This window comes from Thalassotalea litorea, from assembly GCF_005843925.1.
In the GTDB taxonomy this organism is placed as follows: Bacteria; Pseudomonadota; Gammaproteobacteria; order Enterobacterales; family Alteromonadaceae; genus Thalassotalea_A; species Thalassotalea_A litorea_A.
In genome coordinates this window covers 17,314-31,104 of the sequence record NZ_VCBC01000013.1, presented here as the reverse complement: position 1 = coordinate 31,104, position 13,791 = coordinate 17,314, and the positions used below count along the sequence as shown (strand labels likewise).

General features: G+C 44.3%; 13 protein-coding genes and 1 tRNA gene. 11 read left to right on the top strand and 3 right to left on the bottom strand.

From position 1 onward, the window contains the following. The first annotated feature begins 176 nt into the window (after positions 1-176). Positions 177-971 (top strand): MipA/OmpV family protein, encoded by a 795-nt coding sequence (locus tag FE810_RS13235; protein WP_138320546.1) that lies wholly within the window; start codon positions 177-179, stop codon positions 969-971. 151 nt (positions 972-1,122) lie between these two features. Here FE810_RS13235 and yhbY read toward each other — a convergent pair whose 3' ends face one another. Beyond that, positions 1,123-1,419, bottom strand: a complete 297-nt coding sequence (gene yhbY, locus FE810_RS13230; RefSeq protein WP_138320545.1) for a ribosome assembly RNA-binding protein YhbY — start codon at positions 1,417-1,419, stop codon at positions 1,123-1,125. 82 nt (positions 1,420-1,501) lie between these two features. Here yhbY and rlmE point away from each other — a divergent pair, with 82 nt between their 5' ends. The 8 genes from rlmE (at position 1,502) to FE810_RS17295 (ending at position 8,230) form a co-directional block, all read left to right on the top strand. Beyond that, positions 1,502-2,140: a 23S rRNA (uridine(2552)-2'-O)-methyltransferase RlmE gene (gene rlmE, locus FE810_RS13225; RefSeq protein WP_138320544.1), complete on the top strand. Its 639-nt coding sequence runs from the start codon at positions 1,502-1,504 to the stop codon at positions 2,138-2,140. Positions 2,141-2,205: 65 nt separating this feature from the next. Further along, positions 2,206-4,122 (top strand): ATP-dependent zinc metalloprotease FtsH, encoded by a 1,917-nt coding sequence (gene ftsH, locus FE810_RS13220; RefSeq protein WP_138320543.1) that lies wholly within the window; start codon positions 2,206-2,208, stop codon positions 4,120-4,122. A 156-nt stretch (positions 4,123-4,278) separates the two neighbouring features. Next, complete coding sequence (gene folP, locus FE810_RS13215) at positions 4,279-5,121, top strand: dihydropteroate synthase (protein WP_138320542.1); 843 nt, start codon at positions 4,279-4,281, stop codon at positions 5,119-5,121. Then, the gene (glmM, locus tag FE810_RS13210; RefSeq protein ID WP_138320541.1) at positions 5,122-6,456 is read left to right on the top strand and encodes a phosphoglucosamine mutase; all 1,335 of its coding nucleotides are present in this window, start codon (positions 5,122-5,124) and stop codon (positions 6,454-6,456) included. It begins immediately after the preceding gene. Between the two features lie 137 nt (positions 6,457-6,593). Further along, on the top strand, positions 6,594-7,343 hold the full coding sequence (gene tpiA / locus FE810_RS13205) for a triose-phosphate isomerase (protein WP_138320540.1): 750 nt from the start codon (positions 6,594-6,596) through the stop codon (positions 7,341-7,343). A gap of 11 nt (positions 7,344-7,354) precedes the next feature. Then, positions 7,355-7,705, top strand: a complete 351-nt coding sequence (gene secG, locus FE810_RS13200; protein WP_138320539.1) for a preprotein translocase subunit SecG — start codon at positions 7,355-7,357, stop codon at positions 7,703-7,705. A 10-nt stretch (positions 7,706-7,715) separates the two neighbouring features. Beyond that, a tRNA-Leu gene (locus FE810_RS13195) sits at positions 7,716-7,802 on the top strand. 302 nt (positions 7,803-8,104) lie between these two features. Beyond that, positions 8,105-8,230, top strand: a complete 126-nt coding sequence (locus tag FE810_RS17295) for an Arm DNA-binding domain-containing protein (RefSeq protein WP_370738936.1) — start codon at positions 8,105-8,107, stop codon at positions 8,228-8,230. 190 nt (positions 8,231-8,420) lie between these two features. On the opposite strand, the gene FE810_RS13190 is transcribed toward FE810_RS17295, so the two are convergent. Further along, positions 8,421-10,025, bottom strand: a complete 1,605-nt coding sequence (locus FE810_RS13190; RefSeq protein ID WP_138320538.1) for an MFS transporter — start codon at positions 10,023-10,025, stop codon at positions 8,421-8,423. Positions 10,026-10,367: 342 nt separating this feature from the next. On the opposite strand from FE810_RS13190, the gene narL reads away from it, so the two are divergent. Further along, the gene (gene narL / locus FE810_RS13185; protein WP_138320537.1) at positions 10,368-11,018 is read left to right on the top strand and encodes a two-component system response regulator NarL; all 651 of its coding nucleotides are present in this window, start codon (positions 10,368-10,370) and stop codon (positions 11,016-11,018) included. Positions 11,019-11,158: 140 nt separating this feature from the next. After that, the gene (gene moeA / locus FE810_RS13180) at positions 11,159-12,406 is read left to right on the top strand and encodes a molybdopterin molybdotransferase MoeA (protein WP_138320536.1); all 1,248 of its coding nucleotides are present in this window, start codon (positions 11,159-11,161) and stop codon (positions 12,404-12,406) included. A gap of 271 nt (positions 12,407-12,677) precedes the next feature. Here the strand turns inward: moeA and moaA are convergent, their stop codons facing one another. Next, complete coding sequence (moaA, locus tag FE810_RS13175) at positions 12,678-13,649, bottom strand: GTP 3',8-cyclase MoaA (RefSeq protein ID WP_138320535.1); 972 nt, start codon at positions 13,647-13,649, stop codon at positions 12,678-12,680. Between the last annotated feature and the right edge of the window lie 142 nt (positions 13,650-13,791).

Here is a 13,791-nt window from a genome sequence, read left to right as displayed (position 1 = left end):
TTCCACGCTATTGTTGGTTGTGATGGAAATTTTCATTTCCATTAATCCGTTATTTGTTTGAGCTCGTATCTCTTGGCAGGCTTGGTAAAGGATTTCCCTTTCCGTTATATTCCGACGCTACTTTAGTTTCTCTTTAAGTAGTAAACTCTTGTTAACGTTAATTAAGTATTTCGCGAATGATAAATAAAATTATAATTTTTACACTCTTTTTCTGGTTGTCCGCAAATGCGATTGCGTTTCAAGAAGAGGTGAACCAAGAGGCCAATCGTGGTCGTGGCGAGAACCGCTCAAAAGTCGAACCTTATGGGTTTATCTACGGACTGGGTTTGAGTCTCAATAATGAAATATACAAAGGCTATGACCGACGTTTTATTCCTCTACCTGTCATTGGCTATCGGGGTGAGACATTCACAATCTATGGTCCGTTTGCAAGTTATGATGTCTATGAAACCGATAGTATTGAAATCTCGTTAAAACTGGCTCCACGATTTGCCGGTTTTGATGAAGACGATAGTTTTATTTTTGCAGGGATGGCAGAGCGTAAATTTTCGATGGACGCTGGGCTTGGGTTCCGTTGGCAAAAAGATGACTGGCGCTTTGACACGCAAGCAGTCTTTGACGTGCTCGGTCGTTACAATGGTTATGAATTAACGGCATCGTTTGGTAAGGTGTTTAGTTACGGCCCATTCTTTTTTGAACCGAATATCGGCCTGAGTTACGTCGATGATAAAATGGCCGATTATTATTACGGTGTGCGAGCCAATGAGGTGTCAGCACAACGCTCGTTTTACCAAGCAGGCAGTGCATTGAATCCAACCTTGGGGGTGAGTTTCTTTACCCCGGTATTATTGGGCGGCATTACACGAATGGGGATTAAGAAAACCTGGTTCGCAGATTCAATCGTGGATAGCCCACTTACGGATGAATCCAGTCGTATTGATATTTTCTTTGCATATTCGCGGCGGTTTTAACTACGACAACCGATCCGGAGCCAGTTGAGCATTATTTCACTTTAAGTGCTTTTATTTGGCGAAGGGGAATGAAAATCGCAAATCGATAGGCACAAAAAAAAGCGCATCGCGGCATAGCCACAAGCGCTTTTTTCGACTTTGACACCATTGCTTACAATTTAGGAATGGCGATTTTTTTCTCGTCAGACTGACGGTACATCACCAAAGTTTTACCAATGGTTTGTACTTTTGTGGCATTGGTTTCACGGATAATGGCTTCAATGATCAACTGCTTAACTTCTCGGTCATCGGTTGGGATTTTAACCTTGATCAACTCGTGATGATTCAATGCGTAGTCAATTTCAGCGATAACCGCTTCGGTTAATCCATTACTGCCTAAAAGGACCACAGGCTTCAGCGAATGAGCCATGCCTTTAAGGTACTGAATTTGTTTTTTATTTAGGTTCATTAAAAAATTTCATGGTGGTTACTTGAATTCCTTATATTTTAACGCCATCTTGTCAGTAATACTAATTTATCTATGCATTTAAATGAGTAAATCTAAGAAACCAAAATTAGCCTCCAGTTCAAATCGCTGGATGCAGGAACACTTTGACGATGAATATGTCAAAAAGGCGCAGAAACTGGGCCTGCGCTCCCGTGCCGTATTTAAAATTGAAGAAATTAATCAAAAAGATAAATTGATCAAACCCGGTATGACCATAGTCGACTTAGGCGCGGCGCCCGGTGGTTGGTCAGAATATGCGGCGAAAGTGGTAGGAGAGAGTGGTCATGTTGTGGCGTGCGATATCTTACCAATGGACCCATTAGTCGGGGTCGATTTTCTGCAGGGCGATTTTCGTGAGGACGCGGTTCTGGAAACCTTGTTAAACCGAATCGATGGCCGCAACGTAGATACCGTTATGTCCGATATGGCGCCAAATTTTAGTGGTAATGAGGCCACGGATCAGGCTCGCAGTATGTACTTAGTCGAGCTGGCGCTTGATATGTGCACTCAGGTGCTGAAACGAAACGGCAGTTTTGTGGTCAAGGTATTTCAGGGTGAAGGCTTTGACCAGTTTGTGAAAGACGTCAGGCAGGCATTTACTACGGTAAAAACCCGCAAACCTGACTCTTCTCGGGCCCGCTCTCGAGAAGTTTATATAGTAGCTACTGGATACAAACTGTAGTAAAGTTAACTATTAGTAACATCGCCCTGTATTTTATTTATCCGATTTTCTAAGAGGCCATCAAATTGAGCGATATGGTAAAAAACCTAATTTTGTGGTTAGTGATAGCCATTGTACTAATGTCCGTGTTTCAAAGCTTTACACCAAGCAATGCCACTGACAGTAAGATTGACTATACAACCTTCATCAATGAAGTGACGCAAGGTCAGGTTCGAGACGTAAAAATTGAAAGCAATGGTGTAATTACCGGAACCAAACGAGCTGGTGGCACTTTCACGACACTAATCCCGACTCAGTACGATGATGGGTTGCTTGATGACCTGATCAGTCATGATGTGAGAGTGGAAGGTGTACTTCCTGAAGAGCAAAGCCTACTTGCCAGTATCTTTATCAACTGGTTCCCGATGTTATTGTTGGTCGGTATCTGGATTTTCTTTATGCGCCAGATGCAAGGCGGCGGTGGTAAAGGCGCAATGTCGTTCGGCAAGAGTAAAGCTCGCCTGTTAAGCGATGATCAAATCAAAACGACGTTTGCCGATGTCGCCGGTTGTGATGAAGCCAAAGAAGAAGTGGCGGAACTGGTTGATTACTTACGCGATCCTTCAAAATTCCAGAAGCTTGGTGGTCGTATTCCATCGGGTGTTCTCATGGTAGGTCAGCCAGGTACCGGTAAAACCTTATTGGCGAAAGCCATTGCCGGTGAAGCGAAAGTACCATTTTTCAGTATTTCCGGTTCTGATTTCGTTGAAATGTTTGTTGGTGTCGGTGCGTCTCGTGTGCGTGACATGTTCGACCAGGCGAAAAAATCTGCACCTTGTATCATCTTTATCGATGAAATTGATGCCGTCGGCCGTCAACGTGGTGCTGGTCTTGGTGGTGGTCACGATGAGCGTGAGCAAACCTTGAACCAAATGCTGGTTGAAATGGACGGCTTTGAGGGTAATGAGGGGGTCATCGTGATCGCCGCGACGAACCGTCCAGACGTACTTGATCCAGCGTTACTGCGTCCAGGTCGTTTTGACCGTCAGGTGACAGTCGGCTTACCGGACATTCGTGGCCGTGAACAAATTCTTAAAGTGCATATGCGTAAAGTACCTCTGGGTGATGACGTAGATGCTGCGGTAATTGCCCGCGGAACGCCGGGATTCTCTGGTGCTGATTTGGCAAACCTGGTTAACGAAGCGGCATTATTTGCAGCCCGTACCAGTCGCCGTTTAGTGTCGATGGCAGAATTTGACAAAGCCAAAGATAAAATCATGATGGGTGCAGAGCGTCGTTCCATGGTGATGAGCGAGTCTGAAAAAGAAATGACCGCATACCATGAAGCCGGTCATGCGATTGTTGGTCGCATGGTACCAGAACATGATCCAGTGTATAAAGTCAGTATCATTCCTCGTGGTCGTGCGTTGGGTGTGACCATGTACTTACCTGAGCAAGACCGTGTTAGTCATTCTAAAATGCATTTGGAAAGTATGATCTCGAGCCTTTATGGTGGTCGAATTGCCGAAGAGATTATTTATGGTGCGGAAAAGGTTTCAACCGGTGCTTCAAATGATATTGAGCGTGCGACTGAGATCGCCCGTAAGATGGTGACGCAATGGGGTCTTTCAGACAAGATGGGACCGATGTTGTATGCCGATGAAGAAGGTGAAGTATTCCTTGGCCGTTCGGCAGCGAAATCGAAGCATATGTCTGATGACACTGCGAAAGAGATTGACGAAGAAATTCGCGCATTTATTGAACGCAATTATAAACGTGCAGAAGATATTCTGAAAAACAATATGGATATCTTGCACGCCATGAAAGATGCGTTAATGAAATATGAGACCATCGATGCATTGCAAATTGATGATCTAATGGCGCGTGTTGAAGTTCGAGCTCCGAAAGGTTATGGCGATGAAGACAGTTCTGGTAATCCACCGAGTGGTTCTGCCAATGCAACTGTAGACGTGAATAAACCGGACGATATCCCGGCGAACTAATTAAATAATGCTAGAAGCCCTCGCTGTCGCGGGGGCTTTTTTTTGATTAATTCACTATCTAGCCTTTATAAATCGTTGATATCCACTTAAAATTGTCGTTAGGGAATCATCATGTCTAGCGTATAAATCGCCAGGCAAAATAACAATAATTTGGACATGACAGTCAAGCAACTTACCTTTAAAGATCACATTCTGGATTTAGCCACGCCGAAAATCATGGGGATACTAAATGTCACCCCGGATTCTTTTTCTGATGGTGGCCAGTTTAGCAATATCGATGTCGCCCTTGCTGCAGCGGAGCAAATGATTATTGATGGGGTATCCATTATAGATATTGGTGGTGAATCGACTCGTCCCGGTGCAGCGGATGTCGCTGTAAACGATGAACTAGCAAGGGTGATACCTGTGATCGAAGCGATTAAACAACGCTTTGATATTCTTGTCTCGATTGATACCAGTAAAGCGCAAGTTATGACCGCGGCGGCGAGCGCCGGTGCCGACCTCATTAATGACGTACGCGCACTGCAAAACCCTGGTTGTATTGATATTGTCGCAAAAACCCAATTACCCGTTTGTTTAATGCATATGCAAGGCTTGCCTCGCACTATGCAAGATGCTCCGCATTATGACGACGTGCTTCAGGATGTCATACAGTTTTTTAAGGAACGCATTAAGGTGTGTGAGCAAGCCGGGATCCAACGGAAAAATATAATTGTCGATCCTGGTTACGGTTTTGGTAAAACCTTACAACAGAACTATCAACTTCTCGCCAATCAACACGAATTACAGGAACTAGGTCTGCCAATTTTGGCGGGTATTTCTCGTAAATCGATGATTGGTAATTTATTAAATCGACCGGTAGCAGAACGCTTATCGGGCAGTTTGTCGGCGGCAGTTATCGCAGCCATGAATGGTGCCAGCATTATTCGTGTTCACGATGTCAAAGAAACCGCGGATGCAATTAACGTGTTAAATGCAACTCATAAGGAGATCCGTTAAGTGAGTTCAAGAAAATATTTCGGTACCGACGGGGTACGTGGCTTAGTCGGTAAAGCGCCAATTTCGCCAGAGTTTGTAATGAAGCTTGGTTGGGCCGCAGGTAAAGTATTAGCGACTAGTGGTACCAAGAAAGTCTTAATCGGTAAAGACACCCGGATCTCGGGTTATATGCTTGAGTCGGCGCTTGAAGCAGGCTTTAGTGCAGCTGGCATTGATATCGGCTTAATGGGGCCAATGCCAACACCGGCGGTGGCGTATCTGACCAAAACGTTCAGAGCAGAGGCTGGCATTGTTATTAGTGCTTCTCATAATCCTTATTATGACAACGGCATTAAATTCTTTTCAACCAGTGGTGAGAAACTGCCGGATGATATTGAGTTGGCGATCGAAAAAATGCTCGACGAACCAATGGATTGCGTGGAATCTGCGAAATTAGGCAAGGCCGTACGCATTAATGATGCCGCGGGTCGTTATATTGAATTTTGTAAGAGTAATTTCCCAGCGCCATTAACGTTAACGGGTCTTAAAATCGTCGTAGATTGCGCAAATGGTGCCACCTACCACATTGCCCCTAATGTATTTAGGGAGCTTGGCGCTACTGTTATTGAATTTGCATCTAAGCCAGATGGTATCAACATTAATGACGATTGTGGCGCAACATCCATGGCCAATATCAGTCGGTTAGTGGTTGAACAGGAAGCAGACTTAGGTATTGCTCTGGATGGTGACGGTGACCGTTTGATGATGGTTGATCACTTAGGGAATGTCGTTGATGGTGATGAATTAATCTTTATCATCGCTCGCGCGGCGCAGCAACGTCAACAATTGAATGGCGGGGTTGTTGGTACTTTGATGAGTAACATGGGTCTTGAGTTGGCATTACAGCAATTAGATATTCCATTTGAGCGCGCCAACGTTGGTGATCGTTATGTGATGGAAAAACTAAAAGCCAATAATTGGCAGCTTGGCGCCGAAAATTCAGGTCATATTATTAACCTTAATTGCACGTCTACTGGTGATGGTATTGTTGCCGCATTGAATGTTTTAGAAGCAATTCAACAATCCGCAAAGAATCTGTTTACCTTGCGTCAGGGAATGCAAAAGCTTCCGCAATTACTGGTCAATGTCCGCTTCGTTGAAGGTAGCGATCCGTTATCTGATCCAAGCGTTAAACAACAGGTGAAAGTGGTTGAACAAGAACTCGCGGGCCGTGGTCGTGTATTGTTACGCAAATCCGGAACTGAGCCGTTAGTTAGAGTGATGGTTGAAGGCCCGGATGCCGATGAAGTAAAAACATTGGCAGAAAGTATTGCCGATAAGGTTCGTGCTGTTTAATCAGCGCGAATGCCGACTTCGGTTACGCTTGTAAACAAATTGTTTGTCTTTTAAGCAAATAAACAGGGAAGTGATTTATTCACTTGTATCTTGTTTGCAGGTTCGTTAATATCTCGCCACTTAATAAGGGAGCGACTATGCACAGAAATACAATTGTTGCCGCTAACTGGAAAATGAACGGGGATGCCTCGTTGATTAGCGAAATGACCACTGCATTAAATGCCATTACGATTAGTGATGACGTGCAAGTCATTATCTGTCCGTCTGCACCTTATTTAGGGGCTTTGACTCAAGCAAATAGCAATAGCCGTGTGGCAATTGGTGCCCAGAACATCAATGAGCAGTTAAAAGGCGCATTAACCGGTGAAGTTTCAGCTTTAATGCTGAAAGATTTATCGGTACAATATGTCATTGTCGGTCATTCAGAGCGTCGCAGTTTATTTGCGGAAAACTCCGAGTTGATTGCCGAGAAAGCTAAAGTTGCTTTGGCACAGGGCTTAACACCAATTGTATGTATTGGTGAAAGCGAACAGGAGCGAGAAGATGGGAATACTGAGAATGTGTTATCCCAGCAATTAGCTCCAGTGTTGGCGGCTTTAGAGAGTCACGAATTATTTGACGTTGTTTTTGCCTATGAGCCTGTTTGGGCGATAGGAACCGGAAAAACAGCGTCCGCTGAGATGGCTCAGCAAACGCATCGCTTTATTCGCGAGTATATTGCGGCAACAGACGCCAATGTGGCAGAAAAAGTTGCAATTTTATATGGCGGCAGTGTTAATGCTGGTAATTACCAGGAACTGTTTGCTCAGCCGGATATCGACGGCGGCCTGATTGGCGGTGCGAGTTTAAAAGTAGAAGAGTTTAAGACAATCTGCGCTGCAGAATAAAGGATTCATTCATGTTATACGAGATTTTGATCGTTGTTTATTTAGTTGTTGCATTAATCTTGATTGGTTTTATTTTGATCCAACAAGGTAAAGGTGCCGATATGGGCGCGTCTTTTGGTGCAGGTTCATCAGCAACGATTTTTGGTTCAAGTGGTTCTGGCAATTTTATGACAAAAACCACCGCAATTCTTGCAACCGGATTTTTCGTGATCAGCCTATTTTTAGGTAACTTAACCGCACAAGCGACTAAGAAAGGTGACGAGTGGAACAATCTAAACCCAGGCGCTGAACAAACCCAAAGTTTAGAGCCAACAGATGTTCCAGTGAGCGACGACAACAACGAGTCTGACGTTCCAAACTAAGCAAATTCTCGCGGATGTGCTGAAATTGGTAGACAGGCAGCGTTGAGGTCGCTGTGCTCGAAAGGGCGTGAGGGTTCGAGTCCCTCCATCCGCACCATTATTAGGTTCAAAGAGAACCCAGAAAAGCCGAAATACTCTTATTTAACAAGAGGTTTCGGTTTTTTATGTCCTAAGAAATATCACTAGATTTGTTGAGAACAGAAAAGTTTAGCGGTACTTTAAGGAGTTCCAAATAGTTAGCCAATCAATCGGTACTCCACAAAATCAAACAAAACCTGATCAATTCACCCACGTCATGCTACAACAATTAAACTCGCTAAGCCTAAGAACAAAGTATACAAACTGCGAGAGGGCAGAGGTTTGGTTGTTAAGGTAATGCCTGTCTTCAACAAGCAATGAATTTTTGTTTACACTAAAACTTTAACGGGAAAGCGCACGACCATGGGGTTAGGTGCGTTCCCTGAGATTTCACCAAAGCAAGCCCGAGAAATGCGTGCAGAGCCCAGTAAACTTCAGAGCCGTTAATGTGCTATTCAAAAAGGCCAAAGCTATGCTCCTCGACCTTGGGTCACTAAATCTGAAGAGGCCGAGCATTTTGATGTGAGTTGACCAGCTTTGAACAAGGCTTGGTGTTAATCCGGTAGTTAGGATTTATGTTATCCGGAATAAAAAAAAGGGACATTAAAATGTCCCTTTTTCGCGATGTTATAACCTGTTATGGGTTATAAAACTCACCATTTTTACGTAAATAGAACCACCAGTTAATCAATAAGCACACCATGTAGAACACAGCGAATCCGACTAATGCGATTTCTGGCGTTGTCGCTTTGATTTGCTCACCCAATACTTTCGGGATGTAAAATGCGCCATAGGCTGCTACTGCTGAGGTCCAGCCAAGAACCGGGCCTGCCTGTTCTTTCGGGAATACCATAGCAATGGTTCTGAACGTTGAGCCGTTACCGATACCGGTTGCAGCAAATAACAACAAGAACAACACAAAGAACTCAACAAAGAACTGTTCAGGCGTTGCTGATTGATAAGCGGCCTGCATGTAGTAAGCAACACCCAGTGCGCTACCTACCATGACTACGGCACAGATTTGTGTCACTAGTGCGCCACCAACTTTATCGGATATCCAACCACCAACTGGGCGAATTAACGCGCCGATAAATGGTCCCATCCAGGCATACATTAATGCACTTGGGCCATTCGGATTTATCGTATCATGGGTCATCACACCATCGACCATCAAGTGTTGATAGCCAAAGATGACTTTAATTGACAGTGGGAAGGACGCCGCAAATCCAATAAATGAACCAAACGTCATGGTATAGATAATACTCATTACCCATGTGTGTTTGTTGTCAAAAATTTTGTATTGACGTTCCAGACTGTTTTTGATCGCGCCAGGTAATTGCTTTAACAAGAATACAGTCGCGACGATAACCAGAACCAGTACGATTTCTTTAGGAACTCCGAACCCTGAACCATTTGCCGCTTCTGGCAATAATAGCCACAGGCCAACACCAGCCGTTGCAAAACCAATCAGTAGCATTACGGTGATTAACAACCAGGATTGCAGTGGGTTTGAAATATTCGGAGAAACTTCTGGAGTACGGATATTATTAAGTCCGAACCAGCCAGCAAAGGCGAGAGGCACTAAGAATATTAACCAGACGAAGCCTGCATTTTGAATCCAGGTATCGGTACCTGCCGGGATTTTACCGATCAAGGTGCCGCTGGAATTTAACAAGGTCATTGGATCACCGCCAAAGGCAGCAAAAGTCATAAACAGTGGTACCAAAATTTGCATTGAGGTTACACCGAAGTTACCTAAACCCGCGTTCATTCCAAGGGCGTAGCCTTGTTGTTTTTTAGGGAAAAAGAAACTGATGTTAGACATTGATGATGCAAAATTACCACCACCAATACCCGATAGGAATGCCAAAAGCTGGAACACCCATAACGGTGTGTCTGGGTTTTGCAAAGCAATACCAGTACCGACCGCTGGGATAATTAATAGCGCTGTCGTGTAAAAGAGTGTATTTCGTCCGCCGCAGAGGCGAATAAAGAAGCTGCTGGGAATGCGCAACGTTGCCCCGGTCAAGCCCGAGATTGCCATTAATGTAAATAATTCAGGCTTCTCAAATGGAAAGCCTAAATTCAACATCTGTACAGTGATAACGCCCCAATAAAGCCAAACGGCAAAGCCGCAAAGCAAGCTAGGGATTGAAATCCATAGATTACGATTTGCGATTTTTTTCCCTTCGGACTCCCAAAATTTTTCGTCTTCAGGATCCCACTTTTGTAGGTCAGCCATGGTTTTCTCCAAATTTTATGTTTTATGATTGACTGGTTCACTATGGGCAAAGTCGAGCACGACAACAATTCACTTCAGTAGGTACAACTTATTGATATAAAACGATACAAATGTTCGGGAACTGTTCGGGAAGTTAACCCAATATTTAATGCAAGCCTTATTTTTACAGGGCTTCAGGGCGAAACGGAACATTTGATAGATACTCCCTTTGGGATAGGTTAATCTACCTCCTAAAGTATGTTTACTTGATGGACAAATCCTAGGAAAATTTGATTCATATCAAGTTTATATGCATCCAACAATTTATCATGGGCGCGACTAAGGTAATGGAGAGTGATCGCAATGAGTAAAGAGCAAGCAGTTTCAATCCTGATGGTGGACGATCATCCGTTGTTACGTAAAGGGCTTCGGCAATTAATTGAATTTGAAGATGAGTTAACCTTGGTAGGAGAAGCGAGCTCTGGTGCAGAAGCGCTGGAATTGGCGAAACAATGTGAACCCGATTTAATTACTCTTGATCTAAATATGCAGGGAATGGACGGGTTGGAAACTTTAAGAACATTGCGTGCCCAAGGCGAAACCGCTCGTATCTTAATGTTAACGGTATCGGATAACGATGAAGATGTGATTGAAGCGATAAAATCCGGTGCCGATGGCTACTTGTTAAAGGATATGGATCCGGACGAGCTAATTGAAAAAATTAAAGAAGCTACGTTAGGCAAAATGGTGATGAGCGAAAAGCTCACCGAAGTGCTGGCAACGGCGCTGCGCAAGCCAGATCGCAAAGGTAATAACGGAATTTCCTTATTAACCTCCAGAGAACTGGAAATATTAAAATTAATCGCCAAAGGATTAAGCAATAAACTTATCGCTCGAGAACTGGACATTTCCGATGGCACGGTCAAAGTTCACGTTAAACATCTATTGAAAAAACTGCAGCTAAAATCAAGGGTTGAAGCGGCGGTTTGGATGGTCAATTATCAGGCTCGCTAGCGCCTTGAACTTATCGAATATTGAGTTTCAATCACTGGCTGATAACAAAAAATTCGAGCATTTAGCGATATTAAAATTACATTGTTTATACCTGGGTAACGATAACCTGGATGTGAACATCTACCTACAAGAGAACTATCATGGTTGATTGCTGCAGTGCCCCAGGCCTGATGCCAATGCAAGACGCATTAGCAAACCTTTTGAACAACATCACGCCAATTCATAGCGTTGAAGATATTTCGATTACCCATGCGGATAACCGCGTAGCGGCCAGCGAAACCGTTTCACCAATCAATGTGCCCGCGCACAATAACTCAGCCATGGATGGTTACGCCATTTGTGGCGATTTTTCTGATGGGATAATTGAAGCGGGTCGTCAGTTTCATCTCGTTGGTGTGGCAATGGCAGGACAACCTTTTACTGGCCAACTGCAGGCAGGAGAGTGTATTCGCATCATGACCGGAGCCGTGGTTCCGGATTCTGCTAATGCGGTGGAAATGCAGGAAAATGTGCAAATCAATGATAAGCAGATCACTCTGAACCAGGCGCTAAAGCCTGGCAGTCATATTCGTATGGCCGGAGAAGATATTGCCAAAAACCAACCAGTATTTGCCGCCGGCCATCGTTTTAAAAGCGTTGATGTTGGCCTGTTAGCCTCATTGGGGGTAGATAAAGTCAGTGTTTATCGCAAGCCTAAAGTCGCCGTCTTTTCCACCGGAGATGAATTGAAATCGCCGGGCGATACGCTGAATGACGGTGACATTTATGAAAGCAATCGCCATGCAATCATTGCGATGTTAAAGCGGGTAAATGTCGATATCATTGATTTTGGCATTATTGCCGATGATATGGTTAAAATTCGTGATGCGTTTAATCAGGCAAATGAGATGGCTGATGCGGTGATTAGTTCAGGCGGGGTTTCAGTCGGAGATGCGGATTACACCAAAGATGTGCTGGATGAATTGGGGCATATTGAATTTTGGAAAGTGGCGATGAAACCTGGTAAACCATTTGCCTTTGGGCAATTACCAAACAGTGTGTTTTTTGGGTTACCAGGGAATCCTGTCTCTGCGACGGTGACTTTTCATCAACTGGTGGTGCCCGCGTTAACAAAAATGTCCGGCGCCAAACCGGTAAAAACTCTGACATTAAAAGCCATCACTAAAATGGCAATCAAAAAACGTCCGGGCCGGATGGATTTTCAACGGGGGTTTGCCGCGGTTGATGACGATGGCAGCCTAGTGGTAACGCCGCTGTCGCACCAGGGATCAGGCGTGTTGTCCTCAATGAGTAAAGCCAATTGTTATATCGTTTTAGGTCAACAACATCCCGGTTGTGAACAAGGTGCACAGGTTGATGTGCAATTGTTTGACCACGTACTTGGTTAGTGGTTTTTAGCTACCACAGTTTCATTACAGCCCCTGGATATTGATTTGTTCAGGGGCTTTTTGTTCGTTAAGTTAAAAGCGATATCGTGCACCAAATCAAGCCCTGTGTATAAGGCTTTATGGAGAACTGTGCATAAGGCTAAGCACAGACCTAGCTAAAAGGCACAGGGGAGAGTTTTGCTCAATTGATTAGGGATTGAGTAGGCTCAACCGACAACGCTAAAATATACGTCAGGTTGAATACCGATATGAATTTTAGGCTTGAGCGGTTTTATCCGCCCAACATCGCTAAATTTTTGGTGCTGCCGACAATATTGTCGTGCAATAGGTGGGTTGCGACTTTATTTTCCATTGCTGCCTGAATGGCCTCGCACGTACCATTAATATCGTTGGCGGTTAACCAGGGACGAATATCAATGCCATTGTCGCCAAACAAACACAAATGTAATTGTCCTTTTGCCGACATTCTCAAGCGATTACAGCTATGACAAAAATCTTTACTGTAGGGCATGATAAGCCCCAGTTCGCCTTTAAATTCCGGGTGGTAAAATTCCTGCGCCGGACCTGCTAATTTATGTTTGATTTTTTGTTGCCAGCCATTGGCAAGCAAATGCTGTTTTATTAAATCACCGCTGACGTGGTTTTCGCGAAAGAAGGCTTTGTTATCGCCTATTTCCATCAGTTCAATAAAACGAATGGTAACTTCTCGCTCTTTGATCCACGCCAGATATTGCTCAAGTTGGTGATAATTGAACTGTTTGAGCAACACCGCATTCATTTTTATCCGCTCAATTCCAAGTTGCTGCGCGCGTTCGATGCCAGCTAAGATGTTTTCAAGCTTTTGGTGGCCGGTAATGGTGGCGAATAAGCGGGAGTCGAGGCTGTCAGCGCTGACGTTAAGGGCGGATAATCCTGCCTGATGCCAGGCGTCGATGTTTCTTTTCAGGTTAAAGCCATTGGTCGTTAGTGCGACCTGCTCAATGCCCGGCGTTTGTTTACACAGGGCAATAATGTCGGTGAGATCTTTACGTAGTCCTGGTTCACCGCCGGTCAGGCGAATTTTCTTCATCCCCAGTTTGGCAAACGCCTGAACCAGAGTTTGCAGTTCTGCTAGTGACAGAAATTCTCGGGAACTGTCACAGTCGTACCCATCGGGAAGGCAATAATTACAGCGAAAATTGCAGGCATCGGTGATCGATAAGCGCAAGTATTCAAATTGACGGCCAAAATTATCTGAAAGCATCGTATAACCAGTCTTTGTTATCAAAATTAGCGGTGTAAAAGGTATTTCGTTGACACCTTGACTGTGTCGGGAAATCGTACCTTTAGTACCATAGTTCCAGCACTTCGGTGCCGGGTCACGAGCCAGTAATCACATCATTAAT